Origin of the sequence: Sphingobium agrisoli (genome assembly GCF_041877245.1) — a bacterium.
Taxonomy (GTDB): domain Bacteria; phylum Pseudomonadota; class Alphaproteobacteria; order Sphingomonadales; family Sphingomonadaceae; genus Sphingobium.
The window spans coordinates 235,308-252,638 of sequence record NZ_JBHDJI010000007.1; the positions used below are offsets into that span (position 1 = coordinate 235,308).

Annotated in this window: 16 protein-coding genes and 1 pseudogene; 13 read left to right on the forward strand and 4 right to left on the reverse strand. The window is 66.4% G+C overall.

The window, feature by feature from the left end:
- Positions 1 to 860 precede the first annotated feature (860 nt).
- A complete protein-coding gene (locus tag ACETPF_RS13555; protein WP_373935038.1) occupies positions 861 to 1,367 on the forward strand; it encodes a hypothetical protein in 507 nt (168 codons plus the stop codon).
- Between the two features lie 118 nt (positions 1,368 to 1,485).
- Here the strand turns inward: ACETPF_RS13555 and ACETPF_RS13560 are convergent, their stop codons facing one another.
- Positions 1,486 to 2,616 carry an ATP phosphoribosyltransferase regulatory subunit gene (locus ACETPF_RS13560; RefSeq protein ID WP_373935039.1) on the reverse strand — a complete coding sequence of 377 codons (1,131 nt, stop codon included), beginning with the start codon at positions 2,614 to 2,616 and terminating at the stop codon, positions 1,486 to 1,488.
- Between the two features lie 168 nt (positions 2,617 to 2,784).
- Here ACETPF_RS13560 and prfB point away from each other — a divergent pair, with 168 nt between their 5' ends.
- The 3 genes from prfB (at position 2,785) to ACETPF_RS13575 (ending at position 5,048) form a co-directional block, all read left to right on the forward strand.
- A complete protein-coding gene (gene prfB / locus ACETPF_RS13565) occupies positions 2,785 to 3,912 on the forward strand; it encodes a peptide chain release factor 2 (protein ID WP_373935040.1) in 1,128 nt (375 codons plus the stop codon).
- Positions 3,912 to 4,643 (forward strand): class I SAM-dependent methyltransferase, encoded by a 732-nt coding sequence (locus ACETPF_RS13570; protein ID WP_373935041.1) that lies wholly within the window; start codon positions 3,912 to 3,914, stop codon positions 4,641 to 4,643. The genes prfB and ACETPF_RS13570 overlap by 1 nt, the downstream gene beginning before the upstream one ends.
- A gap of 102 nt (positions 4,644 to 4,745) precedes the next feature.
- Positions 4,746 to 5,048, forward strand: a complete 303-nt coding sequence (locus ACETPF_RS13575) for a PilZ domain-containing protein (RefSeq protein ID WP_373935042.1) — start codon at positions 4,746 to 4,748, stop codon at positions 5,046 to 5,048.
- A gap of 432 nt (positions 5,049 to 5,480) precedes the next feature.
- On the opposite strand, the gene ACETPF_RS13580 is transcribed toward ACETPF_RS13575, so the two are convergent.
- A complete protein-coding gene (locus tag ACETPF_RS13580) occupies positions 5,481 to 6,029 on the reverse strand; it encodes a hypothetical protein (protein ID WP_373935043.1) in 549 nt (182 codons plus the stop codon).
- A 279-nt stretch (positions 6,030 to 6,308) separates the two neighbouring features.
- Here ACETPF_RS13580 and rpsM point away from each other — a divergent pair, with 279 nt between their 5' ends.
- The 8 genes and pseudogenes from rpsM (at position 6,309) to ACETPF_RS13620 (ending at position 14,273) form a co-directional block, all read left to right on the forward strand.
- Entirely contained in the window at positions 6,309 to 6,677 is a 369-nt protein-coding gene (gene rpsM / locus ACETPF_RS13585; RefSeq protein ID WP_007686665.1) for a 30S ribosomal protein S13, read from the forward strand.
- A 90-nt stretch (positions 6,678 to 6,767) separates the two neighbouring features.
- Positions 6,768 to 7,157: a 30S ribosomal protein S11 gene (gene rpsK, locus ACETPF_RS13590; protein ID WP_004208752.1), complete on the forward strand. Its 390-nt coding sequence runs from the start codon at positions 6,768 to 6,770 to the stop codon at positions 7,155 to 7,157.
- Positions 7,158 to 7,278: 121 nt separating this feature from the next.
- Complete coding sequence (locus tag ACETPF_RS13595; RefSeq protein WP_373935044.1) at positions 7,279 to 8,343, forward strand: DNA-directed RNA polymerase subunit alpha; 1,065 nt, start codon at positions 7,279 to 7,281, stop codon at positions 8,341 to 8,343.
- Between the two features lie 176 nt (positions 8,344 to 8,519).
- Complete coding sequence (gene rplQ / locus ACETPF_RS13600) at positions 8,520 to 8,945, forward strand: 50S ribosomal protein L17 (RefSeq protein WP_373935045.1); 426 nt, start codon at positions 8,520 to 8,522, stop codon at positions 8,943 to 8,945.
- 102 nt (positions 8,946 to 9,047) lie between these two features.
- The gene (locus ACETPF_RS13605) at positions 9,048 to 11,231 is read left to right on the forward strand and encodes a prolyl oligopeptidase family serine peptidase (RefSeq protein WP_373935046.1); all 2,184 of its coding nucleotides are present in this window, start codon (positions 9,048 to 9,050) and stop codon (positions 11,229 to 11,231) included.
- Between the two features lie 61 nt (positions 11,232 to 11,292).
- Entirely contained in the window at positions 11,293 to 11,901 is a 609-nt protein-coding gene (locus ACETPF_RS13610; RefSeq protein WP_373935047.1) for a hypothetical protein, read from the forward strand.
- 130 nt (positions 11,902 to 12,031) lie between these two features.
- Positions 12,032 to 12,568 carry an OB-fold-containig protein gene (locus tag ACETPF_RS13615; RefSeq protein ID WP_373935061.1) on the forward strand — a complete coding sequence of 179 codons (537 nt, stop codon included), beginning with the start codon at positions 12,032 to 12,034 and terminating at the stop codon, positions 12,566 to 12,568.
- A gap of 9 nt (positions 12,569 to 12,577) precedes the next feature.
- A pseudogene (locus ACETPF_RS13620) lies at positions 12,578 to 14,273 on the forward strand (flotillin family protein).
- 55 nt (positions 14,274 to 14,328) lie between these two features.
- Here ACETPF_RS13620 and ACETPF_RS13625 read toward each other — a convergent pair.
- Both ACETPF_RS13625 and ACETPF_RS13630 read right to left on the reverse strand, forming a co-directional pair.
- A complete protein-coding gene (locus ACETPF_RS13625; RefSeq protein ID WP_373935048.1) occupies positions 14,329 to 15,546 on the reverse strand; it encodes a calcium-binding protein in 1,218 nt (405 codons plus the stop codon).
- A gap of 227 nt (positions 15,547 to 15,773) precedes the next feature.
- Positions 15,774 to 16,094 carry a hypothetical protein gene (locus ACETPF_RS13630; RefSeq protein ID WP_373935050.1) on the reverse strand — a complete coding sequence of 107 codons (321 nt, stop codon included), beginning with the start codon at positions 16,092 to 16,094 and terminating at the stop codon, positions 15,774 to 15,776.
- 37 nt (positions 16,095 to 16,131) lie between these two features.
- On the opposite strand from ACETPF_RS13630, the gene ACETPF_RS13635 reads away from it, so the two are divergent.
- Positions 16,132 to 17,256, forward strand: a complete 1,125-nt coding sequence (locus ACETPF_RS13635; protein ID WP_373935052.1) for a serine hydrolase domain-containing protein — start codon at positions 16,132 to 16,134, stop codon at positions 17,254 to 17,256.
- Positions 17,257 to 17,331: the final 75 nt, after the last annotated feature.

Below are 17,331 nucleotides of genomic sequence, written 5' to 3' on the forward strand. Positions count from 1 at the left end.
TTTTCGCCGATTTTTGGAAGTGGGACCGTCCGCGCGAACTGGGACCTCCATGGTCCCAGTTCTTTTTGCCCCATTCATGGCACAGCGCCCGCCCGAGACCCTCTTTCGCGTCTCTGAGAAGCCCCAAAGTGGCGGGTGAGAGCCATTTAAGCGCCCTCTCTCGCGCCGCCTCTCAAACCCTCTCAGAAAACGCCCACTCCAAACGCTCTGGTCCCGGCGCTGTATATTTCGGGGGCCACTCTAGACACAGCGCCCCGCGCTTCCCGATCGCCCGATTTTTTGCAGCACCCCCAAGCAAGCGCGGTTTCCCGCCACTTCTGTCCCACATAGGCTCCGATTTTGAAGGATAATCCCACGCAAAACCCATTTTTGGGCAGCGCCAAGTCATTCTAAATCCTTCTGTCCCCTTACATCAGGGTCACGGTGACGCGCCGGTTGCATGTTAGTGCCGAGGGCCGGCGCGCGGGGGTGGCGGGGTGGGACGGCGATGGCTTCATCTCGCGGGGTAGATCAGAGAAAATCCTACTTTGGAAGGGATGGCGAGTAGGCGGGCGACGTGATGGCAGGCGTGGGTCGAAGAGAAGCGGGATGCCGGGTCAAGCCCGGCATGACGGCGGGGAGGCTTGGGGGCGACTATGAGCCAGCTTGTTCCCCCTCCCGCAAGCGGGAGGGGGCTAGGGGGTGGGCCGGCGCAGCGTTGCAACAGCCCACCCCGCTGCGACTAACGCGCTACGCGCGCAAGTCTCGCTCCCCCTCCCGCAGGCGGGAGGGGAATATCTCTAAACGACCATTTTGGGACGATCCAAACCCTTCATTTCATTCCCGATTGCAGACATGCAATGCAATGCTAGAAAAGGATCATGTCTGCGCCCCCAAACTGGCTTGAAGAAGTCGTCATCCTTAATGACAGCAATGGTAGCGACATAGACGAGAGCATTCCGGGGGATGTTTCAATATACCGAAGCGAAGGTGATGCGCTTCGCGAATTGGAGCCATGGGCGGTCGAGCATTCGCACATTTTCGCTTTTAATGCGGCTGGAAAAAGGCTCGTTTTAGGTGTTAGCGAGGCAGGGCAGGTCATCATAGCTCGTCGGGAAGGATGCCCAGATGGCTCTAAAATCGTTTTGAAATGGCTTACCTTTCTCGCCCAGAGCATAGTTGATGCGCGGGTCCGGGTTGCGCAAAAAGGCCGGGTCGTCCTAAGCACTTATGAAGAAGCTGGTTTGATACCGACGACTGTTGAAGGGCTAATAGCCTACATTGGTTTCCCATGGACAGGTCCGCGCAATTGGTTCGCGCCGGGGTGCCTGTTGCTGCTGGCATTGAATGCAGCGCTCTGCTTCATCCTGATAAGGCATGTATTGTGAGGCAGGGTGAGGCGATGCCTGCTTTCTTCACTTCCCTATCGATAGCTGACAGTCCGCTTCCCACCCAATCTCCGCCGTCAAACCTCTGGTGGCGTGGCCCGGAGCGTGGCTTCTCCGATTAATACGCCCGCACGTCCGCCCCATCCAGCCAATGCGAGCAGCGCTGCGCCGCGCCGTCCTCGCCCTCGCTGAGCGCCGCGACCGTGTGCCATCCCTCCGCCCGCAATTCCGCCGCGCGCGCCGCGTCGGCCCCTAGCGGCAGGAAAAGCCGCTTGGGGCTTTCGCCACCGAAGCCGGCATCGATCAGCGGGTCGGGGTAGAGGGAGAAGCCCATCGCCGGCTCGTCCGCCCCGTCCGCGCGGGCGATGGCGTAGCTGCCGCCGCGGCCGATTTCTCCGATGAAGCCCTCCGCGAAGATCGAGAAGCCGAACCAGTTCTGGAACTCGAAGCCGTGGCGTTCGGTGGGGTCGAGCGTCAGGGTGATGTCCCAGCCGATCGGCTTAGCGATGGCGCGCAGGCCGGCGATGCGGCTGTCGATCGCGCCGCCCAGCCGCGCGCTGAACGCCTCCAGCCGGGTCATCGCCGCGTGGAACGGCCCGGTCGCTTCGATCAGCGGCAGATAGGCGGCCGCTTGCGGCCCGATCGCCACCAGCGCGCCGGCGTCCTTCGCGTCCAGTTCGGCGCGCACCGCCTCGATCTGGCTCGGCCCAAGCGGCAAAGGCCCGGCGGCGAGCATGTCGATGAGGTCGGGCAGGGTGAAGTCGATGGTGATGCCGGTGACGCCGGCGGCCTGCAACGCCTCGATCGCGACATTGACGATCTCGACCGCCGCGGCGGCGCTGTCGCTGCCGATCAGCTCGGCGCCCAATTGCAGCTTCTCGCGCTCGGGGCGGAGTTGGCTTGCCTTCTGCCGGATCACCGGGCCGGCATAGGAGAGGCGCAGCGGGCGCGGCGCGGCGCTGAGGCGCGTGGCGGCGATGCGGCCGACCTGCGCCGTCATGTCCGGGCGGAAGGCCAGGCTGCGTTGCGACACCGGATCGACGGCGCGGACCAGATCCTGCGCGCGCATGGATTTCAGGCGCTGGGTCAGCGTATCCTCAAACTCCGCGAGCGGGGGCATGACGCGCTCGTAACCATGGCTCGCCACCGTATCGAGCACGCGGCGGGTGAGGCGCGCGGAGGCTTCGGCCTGCGGCGGCAGCCGGTCGGACAGCCCTTCGGGCAGCAGGCCGGGCGGGATGGTGGTCATGGCGTCAAACCCCTGGGCGGACAATCGGTTCGTCGCGCCTCATAGCGATATCGGGCGGAAAGTGTATCCCCCCTCCCCGCCCCTGCCCCTTTCCAATCCCCCCGATCCGGGATAGGGGCGGGCGCTTGAGGCGTTGAGACGCGCAGAGCAGTTTTTCGGAGACAAGAGATGCGCGCCGAAGCGCAGCAATATATCGACCGTATCGACGCCGCGCTGGCGCTGCTGCGCCAGTCGCTCGACTGGGACCGGGCGCTGCGGCGGCTGGACGAGCTGAACGCGCGCGTCGAAGACCCGACGCTGTGGGACAATGCGAAGGCCGCGCAGGAGGTGATGCGCGAGCGCACCCGACTGGACAGCGCGATCGGCGCGACCAGGGCGATCGACGCGGAGAAGACCGACACCGCCGAACTCATCGAAATGGCCGAGGCCGAGGGCGATGAAGCCATGGTGGACGAGGCGGTCGCGGCGCTCAAAGCGCTGGCCGAGCGCGCCGACGAGGACAAGATCAAGGCGCTGCTGGCGGGCGAGGCGGACAGCTACGACACGTACCTCGAAATCCATGCGGGCGCGGGCGGCACCGAAAGCCAGGACTGGGCCGAGATGCTGAGCCGCATGTATCGGCGCTGGGCGGAACGACGCGGCTACAAGGTCGAACTGGTCGATTATCAGGCCGGCGATCAGGCGGGGATCAAGTCCGCGACCTTCCTGTTCAAGGGCGAGAATGCCTATGGCTATGCCAAGACCGAGAGCGGCGTGCATCGCCTCGTTCGCATCAGCCCCTATGACAGCAGCGCGCGGCGGCACACCAGCTTCTCGTCGGTCTGGGTCTATCCGGTGATCGACGACGATATCGACATCGAGATCAAGGAAAGCGACCTCAAGATCGACACCTATCGCGCGTCGGGCGCGGGCGGGCAGCACGTCAATACGACCGACTCCGCTGTCCGTATCACGCACGTGCCCAGCGGCATCATCGTGGCGTCGCAGAACGACCGCTCCCAGCACAAGAATCGCGCGACGGCGATGAATATGCTGAAAGCCCGGCTCTACGAAGCGGAACTGCGCAAGCGCGAGGAAGCGGCGTCGAGCGACTATCAGGCCAAGACCGAAATCGGCTGGGGGCACCAGATTCGATCCTATGTGCTGCAACCCTATCAGCTGGTGAAGGATTTGCGCACCGGCGTCACCTCCACCTCGCCCGACGACGTGCTGGACGGTGCGCTCGATCCCTTCATGGCCGCCGCCCTGTCGCAGAAGGTGACGGGCGAGAAGGTCGATGTGGAGGATGTCGACTGATGCGCGTCGCGGCGGCACTGGCGGGCGCGATCGTCCTGCTCGCCGCCTGCGATTCGCTGACCGGCAGCGCCGAGGCGAACCGCGCCGCCGCCGCGCGCGACTTTCCCCGCGCCGACCGCCCCGTCGCGCCGATTGTTTCCACCCGCTGGTCGAGCGAGGAAGCGCGCGACCGGGTCAATGAGGCGGAGGACATCATGGACCGCGCCGGCATCCGCCCCGGCATGACCGTCGCGGACATTGGCGCGGGCGAGGGCTATTATACCGTTCGCCTCGCCAAACGCGTCGGCCCGACCGGCAAGGTGCTGGCCGAGGATATCATGCCCGAGGTGATCGAAGCGCTCTCACGCCGCATCACGCGCGAGAAATGGGACAATGTCGGCCTGAAGCTCGGCGCGCCCGAAGACCCCAAGCTGCCCGAAAACAGCTTCGACCGCATCCTCATGATCCACATGTATCATGAGATTGCCGAGCCCTATGCCTTTCTCTGGAACCTGGGCCCCGCGCTCAAGAAGGATGGCGACCTGATCGTCGTCGATGCCGACCGCCCGACGCAGCAGCACGGCACGCCGCCGCGCCTGCTGGCGTGCGAGCTGGCGGCGATGGGCTTCCGGCTGGAGGAGCTGATCCCCAAGCCGACCGCTGGCGGCTATCTCGCGCGGTTCCGCCGCATCGCCGCGCGCCCGGACCCAGCCGCCATCCGCCCCTGCGCCTATCAATCACCGGACGGTTAACGAGCGCCTGACCCTGCTTGTTGAGACGGTGGCAGCAGACGCGGCCTATGCCTCCGGCCCGCGGAGGCTGTCACGTTGACCGATCGAGCATATGGCGGCGGCATGAGGCCGCGCGCAGCGGCGCGGCACAAGCTGTTCGAGCCTGTCCTGCTGCGGCAGGACGGCGTACCGCTGCGCGCCCATATGCTCGACCTGTCGGTCTCGGGCGCGTTGCTCCATGCCGAACGCCCCCCGGCGGCCGGCGCGCATGTGACGATCGTGGGGGAGTTGCTGACCGTGTCGGGCCGGGTGGTGTGGATGCGCGGCAAGCGGTTCGGCGTCCATTTCGAGCTGCCGATCACCGAGCCGACGGTGAAGATGGCGCTGCGGCTGCAAGCGTCGAGCCACTCCGGCGACCGGGCATAGCGACAGGGTCGCGCGTTCCTGAAAAATGAGAGGGGCCGCCGGGTGCGCGTGAACGCCCCGACGGCCCATCATTGACATGGTCAGCGGCCGGAAGTGCCGCCCAGTGGAAAACGGTTGGTCGCGCTATCGCCCGTCCAGAGACATGGCCTGTGTGTCGGCGCTCAAATGCTCTGATGAGGGGTGATCGACGCTAAAAGGCGTCGCTCAGCGGCGCGTTTCCCGAATGGACTGAACCGACCCCATTGCTGAACCATGAGACATCGGATCACCTCCTTTCGCTATGTTGAAGCCCGCGTGGACCGCGCCGGCTTTGCAAGCCTTTGTCGGGCCACGGAATGAATGTGAATCAACGCCGGTCAATCTTCAAGGCTTGTATTATTCTTTTTTGGAATCATACTTCTCCGTCCGCGCCGATCCGGCGCGACCGCAGCATCACCCCCGGCAATCCTCGATCACCCGCGCCACCTCCGCCCAGGCGGGGAGGATCAGCGGCAGCTGCCCCGTCGTCTCGACCGCCCATTTGCCCCGGCTATAGGCGATCTGGTCGAACGCCGTATCGGACGCGGCGCGCAGGGCGACCAGTTGCGGGGCAGCGCCCGCCGAAGCGGTCGCGGGCCATGTCGTCGCGCCATAGCTGGTGCGGACGATCATGTCGCCCTGCCCCGCCCCGGCACGCGCCAGGCTGATCCGTCGGCTCGCCCGGTCGCAGCGCAGCGTGGCCGACGCGCCGTCGCTGCCGAACTGCGCCACCGATCCCCCGGCTTCCGCGCGATAGCTCCAGTTGCCGGGGCTGAGCGGCCGATGCTGCCACTCGATCGGCGCGGGCGGCGCGACCGGCTGAACCGGCGCTGGCGCGGGCCGCGCGGCCGCCGGAACCGGGCGCGCTGGCGCGGGGGCCACGGCGCGCGGCGCGGGCGGCCCGACGCATGACCCCAGCATCAGCAGGGTTGCGGTGGCGGCAAGGGACAGGGACGGGCGCATTGCCCCCTCATGCCCAAGCGTTCCGCGCCGCTCAACCCGAAAAGGGGCAGGCCGCCGGGCTTGCGCGCCCGGCCGCGCGGCAATTGACAGCCTGCCCCCGAATCGGTAAGGGCCATCCTCCCCAACAGGCTGGAGAGCGGCGGTGCAAACCTGCACTGGCCGTCTTTTTTGCGTCGCGGGGCTTTGTAATGGGCCGATTTTCCTCGCCAGGGATCGTCGGCCGGACGCTTTGAGATAGGGCCGCCCCGGCTGCCCTGTGGAGCAGGAGACTTACTTACCATGGCACGTATTGCGGGTGTCAACATCCCGACCAACAAGCGCGTGATCATCGCGCTCACCTACATCCACGGCATCGGCCGCAAGACCGCCGTCGACATCGCCGACAAGCTGGGCATCGACCACAGCCGCCGCGTCCAGGATCTTTCGGACGCCGAAGTGCTCCAGATCCGCGAGACGATCGACGCCGACCTGACGGTCGAGGGCGACCTGCGCCGCGAGACCGCGATGAACATCAAGCGTCTGATGGACCTTGCCTGCTATCGCGGCCTGCGCCACCGCAAGGGCCTGCCGGTCCGCGGCCAGCGCACGCACACCAATGCGCGCACCCGCAAGGGCAAGGCGAAGCCGATCGCTGGCAAGAAGAAGTAATCCGTCCGGGGGACGGATTACTCCGCCGGAGGCAGCTCTCCCCACGCGAGACGCCTCCCGGATCAAACGATTTCAGTAGGATAGAGCAAAATGGCACGCGAACCCCAGCGCATCAAGCGGCGCGAGCGCAAGAATATCTCGGCCGGCGTCGCGCATGTGAACGCCAGCTTCAACAACACCATGGTGACCATCACCGACGCCCAGGGCAATGCGATCAGCTGGTCCTCGGCCGGCATGATGGGCTTCAAGGGCAGCCGCAAGTCGACCCCCTATGCCGCGCAGGTGTGCGCGGAGGACGCGGGTCGCAAGGCCGCCGAACATGGCGTGCGGACGCTGGAAGTCGAAGTGAAGGGCCCCGGCTCGGGCCGCGAGAGCGCGCTGCGCGCGCTTCAGGCGGTCGGCTTCCACATCACCTCGATCCGCGACGTGACGCCGATCCCGCACAACGGCGTCCGTCCGTCCAAGCGCCGCCGCGTCTGACCACCGGCCCTGCGTTCATGGGGGGCGGCGGACGCGTCGCCCCTTTGCCCGTTTGCATCGCCGGTAACGTCCTGTCGGGTTCAGGATTTTATGCGTTCCGGCTCATCCCCAGGGGAAATACATGACTGTCAACATGAAGAACTGGCAGGAATTGAAGAAGCCCAACGGCCTTGAGATCAAGGCTTCGGGCGACGGCAAGCGCAAGGCGACCTTCGTCGCCGAACCGCTGGAGCGCGGCTTTGGCCTGACGCTCGGCAACGCGCTGCGCCGGGTTCTTCTCTCCTCGCTCCAGGGCGCGGCGGTCACCTCGATCAAGATCGAGAATGTCCTGCATGAATTCTCGTCGCTCGCCGGCGTGCGCGAGGACGTGACCGACATCGTCCTCAACATCAAGCAGGTCGCGCTGAAGATGGAAGGCGAAGGCCCCAAGCGGCTCCAGCTGTCCGCCACCGGCCCCGCCGTGGTGAAGGCCGGCGACATCAGCGTCGTGGGCGATATCGAGGTGATGAACCCCGATCTGGTGATCTGCCACCTGGATCAGGGCGCGACGCTCAACATGGAACTGACCGCCGACATCGGCAAGGGCTATGTTCCCGCCGTCGCCAACCGCCCGGCCGACGCGCCGATCGGCCTCATCCCGATCGACGCGCTCTATTCGCCGGTCCGTCAGGTCGCCTACAAGGTGGACAATACCCGCGTCGGCCAGGAACTGGACTATGACAAGCTGTCGCTGACGGTCGAGACCGACGGCACGGTGACCCCGGAAGACGCGGTGGCCTATGCCGCCCGCATCCTCCAGGACCAGCTCCAGCTGTTCGTCCATTTCGAGGACGCGCTGCCGACCGCCGGCCCGTCGACCAGCCACGCCGCCGCCGCGACCGCGTCGGAAGGCGAGAGCGACACCAACACGATCAACCGCTACCTGCTCAAGAAGGTGGACGAGCTGGAACTGTCGGTGCGGTCGGCCAACTGCCTCAAGAACGACAACATCATCTATATCGGCGATCTGGTCCAGAAGACCGAGGCCGAGATGCTGCGGACCCCGAATTTCGGCCGCAAGTCCTTGAACGAGATCAAGGAAGTGTTGTCGTCCATGGGCCTGCGCCTGGGCATGGACATCCCCGGCTGGCCGCCGGAGAATATCGAGGAAATGGCCAAGAAGCTCGAACAGGAGCTGCTGGGCTGATCCATCCCCCGTCACCCCAGCGAAAGCTGGGGTCTCAGGCCGCCACGGGCGACCTTGGGGCACGAAATCCCAGCTTTCGCTGGGGTGACGGGAAAAAGGTGAATGGGCGATGACCTCTAACAGTCGCCTGGTCTGGGCTACCTCATACGGGCCCTTAACGAACGAAGGAAACGAACATGCGTCACAAGGTTGGTCATCGTAAGCTTCAGCGCAGCGCGGGGCACCGCACCGCCCTGCTCCGCAACCTCGCGGCCTCGCTCATCAAGCATGAGCAGATCCTGACCGGGTCGGCCAAGGCGAAGGAGCTTCGCCCCTATGTCGAGAAGCTCATCACCCTCGCCAAGAAGGGCGGCCTGTCGAACCGTCGCCTGGCCCATTCGCGGCTTCAGGACGATACGCAGCTGACCAAGCTGTTCGAGGTTCTGGCCGAGCGCTACAAGGACCGCAACGGCGGCTACACCCGCATCATCAAGGCCGGTTTCCGCGCGTCGGACGCCGCGCCGATCGCGATCATCGAGCTGGTCGACCGCGACGTGGACGCCAAGGGCCAAGACAGCGGCCCGGTCCAGGGCGAGGATGCGGACGAGCTGGAAGCGGCCTGATCCCTTTTACGGCCTGTCCTGCAGGACTGGCACTTTACCCGCAGGCCGCGACTCAATAGAGTCGCGGCCTGTTGCTTTTGGACAAGAAAAAGCCCTGAGAGGATGCGCGTCGCTGCCCTGATCCTGCTGCCGCTGCTGGCGGCGGCCTCCGAGCCTGCCCCCGCGCCGCTCGACGAGGCGGCGATCTCGGTCAGCAGCGCGCGCGAGGCCGCGGGCCTGCGCTATCCGATCGCGCCGCGCCAGGATCTGGTCGAGGAGCATTTCGGCGTAAAGGTGCCCGATCCCTATCGCTGGCTGGAAAACGACCTGCGCGCCGACCCCGCCGTCGCCGACTGGGTGGCGCGGGAAAACGCCTTCACGCGGTCCTATATCGACGCTCTGCCGGGCCGCGAGGCGCTGAAAAGCCGGATGCAGGCGCTCTTCGCCCATGGCCGCTACACCGTGCCGCGCAAGGCGGGCGGGCGCTATTTTTACGGGTTTAACAAGGGGCTCCAGAACCAGACGCCGCTTTATGTCCGCGACGGGTTGACCGGCGCGCAGCGGCTGCTGCTCGACCCCAATGACTGGGCGAAGGACGGCGCCACCGCGCTCGCCGAATGGGCGCCCTCCCCCGACGGCCGCTATCTCGCCTACGCCACGCAGGAGGCCGGCAGCGACTGGCGCACGCTCAATCTGATCGATGTCGCGACGGGCAAGCCGCTGCCCGACCGGGTCGAATGGGTCAAATTCTCGCAGATCGCCTGGGACGGCCGGGGCGAGGGCTTCTTCTACTCGCGTTTCGCCGCGCCGGAGGCGAGCGAGGCGTTCCGATCCGCCAATCGCGACCAGCAGCTTTACTATCACCGCATCGGCACGAGCCAGGATCAGGACCAGCTGATCTACGCCACGCCCGACCGGCCGGCGCTCAGCCATCAGGCGCAGGTGACGAGCGATGGCAGCTGGCTGGTCATCAGCTCGTTCGAAGGGATCGATCCGCGCCGCGAAATCCATGTCGCGGCGCTGACCGGCGGGCCGATCAAGCCGCGCCTGCTGGTGCGCGGCCCGACCAACGACTGGCGACTGATCGGCAGCCGGGGGCCGACGCTTTATTTCGTCACCGACGATGGCGCCCCGCATCTGCGCCTCGTCACGCTCGACGCCGACCATCCCCGACGCCGGGCGAAGGAACTGGTGAAGGAGCGGCGCGAGATTCTGGTGGGCGGATCGCTCATCGGCAATCGGCTGATCCTCGCCTATTCGAGCGACGCCCAGTCGGTCGCCGAGCTGGTCGAGCTGGACGGGCGCAAGGTCGCCGACGTGCCGCTTCCCGGCATCGGCACGGCTGCTGGCTTCAGCGGGCGCGATGGCGACCCGGAAACCTTCTTCAGCTTTTCGGGCTTCGTGACGCCGGCCAGCATCTACCGCTTCGACACGACAACGCTGCAATATCAGCCCTTCGCCAAGCCCGATCTCCCCTTCGACCCCGCTGACTATGGTGTCGAGCAGCGGACCTATCCGTCCAAGGACGGCACGCTGATCCCGCTCACCATCATCCGCAAGAAGGCGCTGGCCGATCGCGCGATCGCCGCGCCGACCATCCTCTATGGCTATGGCGGCTTCAACATATCGCTGACGCCCGGCTATTCGGCGGTTCGCATGGCCTGGCTGGAGCAGGGCGGCGTCTATGCGATCGCCAATCTGCGCGGCGGCGGCGAATTCGGCAAGGCATGGCACGAGGCCGGACGCGGCGCGAACAAGCAGAATGTGTTCGACGATTTCATCGCGGCGGCCGAGTGGCTGAAGGCCAACGGCTTCACCCCCGCCGATGGCCTGGCAATCGAGGGGCGCTCCAATGGCGGGCTGCTGGTCGGCGCGGTGGTGAACCAGCGGCCCGACCTGTTCGCCGCCGCTCTGCCCGCCGTGGGGGTCATGGACATGCTGCGCTTCGACCGCTTCACCGCAGGGCGATACTGGGTGGACGATTATGGGTCGCCCGACAAGGCGAAGGATTTTCCGCTGCTCTACGGCTATTCGCCCTATCACAATATCATCGGCGGGCGCGCCTATCCCGCCATCCTCGTTACGACCGCCGACACCGACGACCGGGTGGTGCCGGCGCACAGCTTCAAATATGCCGCCGCGCTCCAGGCGGCGGACCTGGGCGAGCGCCCCCGCTTGCTCCGCGTCGAAAGCCGCGCCGGCCATGGATCGGGCAAGCCGATCGACAAGCTGATCGACGAATTTGCCGACAGCTACAGCTTCGCCGCCCGCTTCACCGGCCTTCCCATCAGCGCGAAGCCGCGATGATGCGCCGTTCATCCCCTCGACAGCCGGCCGCTTCTATGGCTCTTTCCATCGCAGGAGGCGCATGGGCATGATCGGAACCAAGACAGGCTGGATGACGGGCGCGCTGGTCAGCGCCGGATTGCTGGTCGGCAGCATCAGCCCGGCGGAAGCGCGCCCCCGCTGGGACCGCGGCTACGACCGCGGCTGGCATCGCCATCATCGCGGCAACGGCTTTGGCGTGGGCGACGCGATCGGCGTCGCGGCGCTGGTCGGCGCGGTCGCTATCGTCGCGTCCTCCATGTCCAAGGACCGGAAGGCGCAAGCCGGCCGCGACGATCGCGACGCCGACGCGCCGCCGCCCCGCACCGGCACCGACTATGGCGAGGATGTGCGCCAGGACGCGCCGCCCCGCGACGGCGCCGACTTTTCCGACATCGCCGCGCGCGAGGACGCCATGGCGGACGCCTGCGCGCTCGCCGCCCGTGACGAAGCGCAGCGCGAGGGCGGCTATGCCGAAGTGCGGCAGATGGACGCGCCCGTCGCCACCAACAACGGCTATAATATCGACGGGCAGGTCGAAGCGCGCCCTTCCTATCGCGCGACCGGGGCGACGCGCCGCTTCACCTGCGCGATGAAGGCCGACGGCAGCCTTGCCGACATCTATATGAGCCGCGATCTGGTGAGTCGCTGAACGACGCATCCGGTTTTGCTGTCCGGGAATGTGAAGCTGAGTTAGCATCGCCCCCGAATCAGGGGGTTATGGGGTGTCGGCCTTTCTTTTCGCGCCGGAAAACATCGTTTTCGTCTCGGCGCTGCTGCTGATGCTGCTGATCGGCGGGGTGCAGGCGCTGGGCTTTGCCGGCGATGCCGATCTCGACGTGGACAGCGATCTGCTCGGCTGGCTCGGCTTTGGGCGGATGCCCTTGCTCGCGCTGCTGGCGCTGTTTCTGACTCTCTTCGCCATCATCGGCCTGCTGGGGCAGCAACTCGCGCACGACCTGATCGGTGCGATGCTCTCGCCGTGGATCGCCGTCCCGGCCGCTGCGGTGGCCGCCCTGCCCTTGACCGGCCTTGCCGCGCGGATTGTCGGCCCGCTCCTGCCGCAGGATCATACGACCGCCATCCCGCTTGCCCATCTCGTCGGCAGTCAGGCCCGGATCGTCACCGGGCGCGCGTCCACCGGATCGCCCGCCCGCGCGCAGGTGCAGGATCATCACGGCCAGGTCCATTATGTCATGGTCGAACCCGACAATGACGGCGCCGTTCTGGAGGAGGGCGAGACGATCCTGCTCGTTCGTCAGGACAATCACGGCTTTCGCGCCATATCGCATGGCGACCATTATCTGCCGCGCCTTTAGGAGAGAGACATGAACCTTCCCGCCGTGCAGGAGAGCTTTTCCATCCTGCCCTATGCGATGATCGCCGGTAGCGGCCTGCTGGTCCTGATCGTGCTCGGCATCGTCATTGCCCGGCTTTACAAGCGCGCGTCCAAGGAGATCGGCTTCGTTCGCACGGGCTTTGGCGGCGAAAAGGTCGTGATGAACGGCGGCGCGCTGGTGCTGCCGATCTTCCACGAAACGATGCCGGTCAACATGAACACCGTGCGCCTCGCGGTCGAGCGCAAGAATAGCGACGCGCTGATCACGCTCGACCGGCTGCGGATCGACGTGAAGGCCGAATTCTACGTCCGCGTGAAGCCCGACGCCCAGTCGATCGCGACCGCCGCGCAGACGCTGGGCATGCGGACCATGAACCCCGAAGCGCTGAAGGAACTGGTCGAGGGCAAGTTCGTCGACGCGCTCCGATCGGTCGCGGCCGGCATGACGATGAACCAGTTGCACGAACAGCGCAGCGACTTCGTGCAGAAGGTGCAGCAGGTTTCTTCGGTCGATCTCGCAATGAACGGGCTGGAACTGGAAAGCGTCTCGCTGACCGGGCTCGACCAGACCTCGATCGAGCATTTCAATGCCAACAACGCCTTCGACGCCGAGGGTTTGACCAAGCTGACCGAGCAGATCGAACTGCGCAAGAAGAGCCGCAACGACATCGAGCAGGAAACCCGCGTCCAGATCGAAACCAAGAATCTGGAGGCCGACCGCCAGTCGCTGCTGATCCAGCGCGACGCCGAATTCGCCCGGCTGGAGCAGCAGCGCGAGGTGGAGATGCGCCGCGCAGATGGCCGAAGTCGCGCGCGAACAGTCGCTGCGCAGCCAGGAGGCCGAACAGGCCAAGATCGAGGCGAAGAAGCTGGTCGACAGCCAGCAGATCGAGGCCGACCGCGCCGTCAAGCAGGCGCGCATCGAGCAGGAGCAGGCGCTCGAACTCGCGCGGCAGGAACAGCAGATCGCGGTGCAGAACAAGAGCCGCGAGGAAAGCCAGGCCAAGGCGCAGGCCGACGAGGCGCGCGCCAAGGCGGTCGCGGCCGAGGAACAAGTGCAGACCAGCCGCGCGACCGAGGTAGCCGAGCGCGCCAAGCGGATCGAGCTGATCGACGCCGCGCGCGAGGCGGAGCGCGCCGCGATCCAGGTCCGGGTCGAGGCGGAGGCCGAGAAGCAGGCGGCGGCCGACCGCGCCGAAGCCATGCGCCTCGCCGCCGAGGGTGAGGCCGAAGCCGCCAAGCTGCGCGCCGAAGCCGACCGCGTCCGCTTCGAGGTGGAGGCCGCCGGCCAGCGCGCCGTCAACGGGGCGGCCAACCTGCTCTCGTCGGATCAGGTGTCGCTCCAGACCAAGCTGGCGTTGCTCAAGGTGCTGCCCGACCTGGTGCGCGAAGCCGCGAAACCCATGGAAGCGATCGATTCGATCAGGATCGTGCAGGTCGACGGCCTTACGGCTGGCGGCGCGGGCAGCGACGGCGTGGCGAGCGCGGGCAGCGACCAGAACCTCGCCAACGCCGCCGTCTCCGCGGCCCTGCGCTACCGCGCCCAGGCTCCGGTAATCGATGGCCTGATGAAGGAACTCGGCCTCGACGGCTCGAGTCTGGATGCGCTGGTCAAGGGCGCGGTCGCCCCAGCGCCGGATTCGCCTGTGACGGTGGAGAAGATGTCGCCACCGAAGGACGAATAGAGGGCATCGATCAGGGCAGAGGGGACGCGCACCTGTTGCGCCGATCCGCCGCCTGTCACCCGATCAATATGTCGCTTGCCGTTATCTGCGTACCGCTGTTGAAGACGATGGTCGCGATCAGGCTGGGTGCGGCAGAGCCGGTGCCGTCGGGATCGAAAAACAGCTGATGGGTGCCGCGCGCAAAGAGGAAACGGTCGCCGGCATCCTCTGCCACGCCATTGGCGTTGCTCACGAAGTTGGTCGCGTCCACGCTGGCGATGCCGCCGACCGCATCGCCAGCGATGACGAGCCGATCCTGCCCTCGATCGAAATCCTGCACGGTGTCCCCGCCTTCGGCCAGGCTGCGCCACACGAACCGGTCCCTGCCGGCGCCGCCATAGAGCTGGTCCGCGCCCAACCCGCCGTAAATCCGGTCGTTGCCGTTGCCGCCCCGCACTATATCGCTGCCATCGCCGCCGTCGAGCATGTCGCGGTCGTCCCCGCCGTCCAGCCGATCATCGCCGACGCCGCCGTAAAGCCTGTCTGCGCCCCACTCGCCGGTTATGACATCATTGCCTGCATCCCCGAAGATGACGTCGTCATCCACCCAGCCGGACAGCATATCGTCACCCGCATCGCCGTGGATGCGATCCTGACCAAGCCCGCCGGATATGCTGTCGTTACCATCGCCGCCGTAGAGATAGTCCTGGCCCTCTCCGCCATCGACAGCGTCGATGCCCGCGCCGCCATAGATGCGATCGTCGCCCGCGCCGCCGTTCAGCGTGTCGTCCCCGCCATTGCCGAAAAGGACATCGTCATCGCCCTCGCCATGGAAAAGGTCGATCAGGTCGCCGCCTACCAGCCGGTCCCGACCATCCGCTGCCCAGATGGAGGCTGCATTGCTTTGCACATGGACATAGTCGTCGCCCGATCCGAGATAGGCGGTGAGCCGTTCTATTCCATCCATCGTCACCAAGGTTCGCGTGACCGAGCCGTCGCCGTCATTCGCGGTGATCCGGCCGAGATCCGAACCGATCCGTATATTCTGGGTCACGCCGAACAGGGAGATATAGGCCCAGTCGAAACCGTCGCCGCCATCGAGCTGGCTGCCCGATATGTCAGAATATTGTCCGTCGATGCCCAAATGGAGATAATCGTCGCCCGCGCCGCCCAGCAATATATCGCGGCCGCCTCGCCCGAAAAGAACGTCCGCCCCGCCGCGCCCCTCCAGCCGATCGCTGCGGCTCGTGCCGACGAGCGTGTCGTTGTTGTCGGTGCCGTACCGGTTCACCATGGCAGGCGCTCCCTTGTGAGCTGTCCCGGCCCGACAGATGATCGGCCATCCGGGATGATCGCGGAGATGCTATGCTCTTTCCAGGGCCTTGAGAAGCCGCCATATCCGGGAGCGCGGGGCCGCCATGGTGCCGCCCGGCGACGCGCCCGCCCGATGTCGCCCCCGGCGGGTCGTAGTCGGCCCGCGTTCTGCTCACCGCCTGTTCGTCGAAACCGAATGTCCCTTTATCAACCCGCCGGGTCGAGCAGGCAGCCCCAACCCGGCTTGAACCGGGCGGTGCGGGTGGCGAGCAGGGGGACGCGCGCCCTCACCGCCTTTTCGTCGGGCACATCCTCCAGCCGGACCAGCGCCATGCCAGGTTCCTTGTCGTCGGCGCAGCTGCCCATGGCGCGTCCTTCGACATAGCGGCAGGAGCAGCCGAGCCGCGCGCCATAGGCCGCGCCGAGCCGCGCGCGGGCGGCGAGGGTCGCGCCTTGCCACGCGATCAGGCCAAGCAGCGCCAGAACGAACAGCGCGGCTATGATCCACCATCTCCGGCGAACACCCATGGTCCTTTTCGATCCCTTTCGCTAAGGGCGCCGGCTTATGCAGATCGACAGCCGAATCGTAAAGCGCCTTGGCGCAGGCGCCGGGATCGTCGCGCTTCTCGCCGTCGCAGGGCTGGCGGTGCGGGCGGAGCAGCAGCCCGCACCGCTCTATCAGGTGGCGGCCGATGCGGCGGTGGGGGAGAGCGCGCTGCGCGGCGCGATCGACCCTTTGTTCGACGACGATTTGATGGGCCAGACCCGCGCGCTGCTGGTAATGCGCGACGGCAGGATCGTGGCCGAGCGCTATGCGCCGGGCTTCGGGCCGGACACGAAATTGCTGTCCTGGTCGATGGCGAAGAGCGTGACGGCGGTGCTGGTCGGGCTGATGGTCGCAGACGGGCGGCTGGCGCTCGATTCGCCGCTGCCGGTGCCGGCGTGGAGCCAGCCGGGCGACCCGCGCGGTCGGATCACGCTGCGGCAATTGCTGACGATGAGTTCGGGGCTCGGCCATGTCGAGGATGGCGAGCCGGTGACCGATGGCGACACGGTGCGGATGCTGTTCCTGGATGGCGCGCGGGACATGGCAGGCTTTGCCGAGGCCAAGCCGCTGGCGCACCCGCCGGGCGACCGCTTTTCCTATTCGACCGGCAGCACGCTGATCCTGACCGATCTCATGACCCGCATGCTGACCAACAGCGCCGATCCCGATGCGCGGCGGCGGGCGATGCAGATGTTCATCGACGGCAGGCTGAAAGCGCCCGGCCGGCTCCCCAGCCTGACGCCGGAATATGACGCCGCCGGCACGATGATCGGCGGCAGCATCCTGCACATGACCGCGCGCGATTATGGCCGCTTTGGCGAGCTGCTGCGCCGGCGCGGCAAGGGCCCCGGCGGGCACCAGATATTGCCGGAAAAGTGGATCGACCTCATGACCACGCCGTCGGCCCGCAACCCGGCCTATGGGCTGCACCTGTGGCTCAACCGAGAGAGCAGCGAGAGCGCGCTGATGCCGGGGCAGGCGCCCGCCAGCCTGTTCGGCTGCGTCGGGCATAACGGGCAATATATCCTTGTTTCCCCATCGCAGCGGCTGACCGTGGTGCGGATCGGCATGTCGCCGGGCAAGGACCAGCGCCGCGCGGTGCGCACCGCGCTGGCAAGGCTGGTGGGGCTGTTTCCGGGCTAGAGTCGGATGACATTAGATTGATCCGTACCCCGAGTTGGTGAGATAATTGCGGCATTCGGCGGGACTGAAGGTATC

Bases quoted from the DNA above. Each gene is read 5' to 3' on its own strand.
- prfB (WP_373935040.1), top strand. From the start codon at position 2,785: ATGCGCGCCGAAGCGCAGCAATATATCGACCGTATCGACGCCGCGCTG.
- ACETPF_RS13560 (WP_373935039.1), bottom strand. From the start codon at position 2,616: ATGACCACCATCCCGCCCGGCCTGCTGCCCGAAGGGCTGTCCGACCGG.
- rpsK (WP_004208752.1), top strand. From the start codon at position 6,768: ATGGCACGCGAACCCCAGCGCATCAAGCGGCGCGAGCGCAAGAATATC.
- ACETPF_RS13570 (WP_373935041.1), top strand. From the start codon at position 3,912: ATGCGCGTCGCGGCGGCACTGGCGGGCGCGATCGTCCTGCTCGCCGCC.
- ACETPF_RS13635 (WP_373935052.1), top strand. From the start codon at position 16,132: ATGCAGATCGACAGCCGAATCGTAAAGCGCCTTGGCGCAGGCGCCGGG.
- ACETPF_RS13580 (WP_373935043.1), bottom strand. From the start codon at position 6,029: ATGCGCCCGTCCCTGTCCCTTGCCGCCACCGCAACCCTGCTGATGCTG.
- ACETPF_RS13555 (WP_373935038.1), top strand. From the start codon at position 861: ATGTCTGCGCCCCCAAACTGGCTTGAAGAAGTCGTCATCCTTAATGAC.
- ACETPF_RS13625 (WP_373935048.1), bottom strand. From the start codon at position 15,546: ATGGTGAACCGGTACGGCACCGACAACAACGACACGCTCGTCGGCACG.
- ACETPF_RS13630 (WP_373935050.1), bottom strand. From the start codon at position 16,094: ATGGGTGTTCGCCGGAGATGGTGGATCATAGCCGCGCTGTTCGTTCTG.
- rplQ (WP_373935045.1), top strand. From the start codon at position 8,520: ATGCGTCACAAGGTTGGTCATCGTAAGCTTCAGCGCAGCGCGGGGCAC.
- ACETPF_RS13605 (WP_373935046.1), top strand. From the start codon at position 9,048: ATGCGCGTCGCTGCCCTGATCCTGCTGCCGCTGCTGGCGGCGGCCTCC.
- ACETPF_RS13575 (WP_373935042.1), top strand. From the start codon at position 4,746: ATGAGGCCGCGCGCAGCGGCGCGGCACAAGCTGTTCGAGCCTGTCCTG.
- ACETPF_RS13595 (WP_373935044.1), top strand. From the start codon at position 7,279: ATGACTGTCAACATGAAGAACTGGCAGGAATTGAAGAAGCCCAACGGC.
- ACETPF_RS13610 (WP_373935047.1), top strand. From the start codon at position 11,293: ATGGGCATGATCGGAACCAAGACAGGCTGGATGACGGGCGCGCTGGTC.
- rpsM (WP_007686665.1), top strand. From the start codon at position 6,309: ATGGCACGTATTGCGGGTGTCAACATCCCGACCAACAAGCGCGTGATC.
- ACETPF_RS13615 (WP_373935061.1), top strand. From the start codon at position 12,032: ATGCTGCTGATCGGCGGGGTGCAGGCGCTGGGCTTTGCCGGCGATGCC.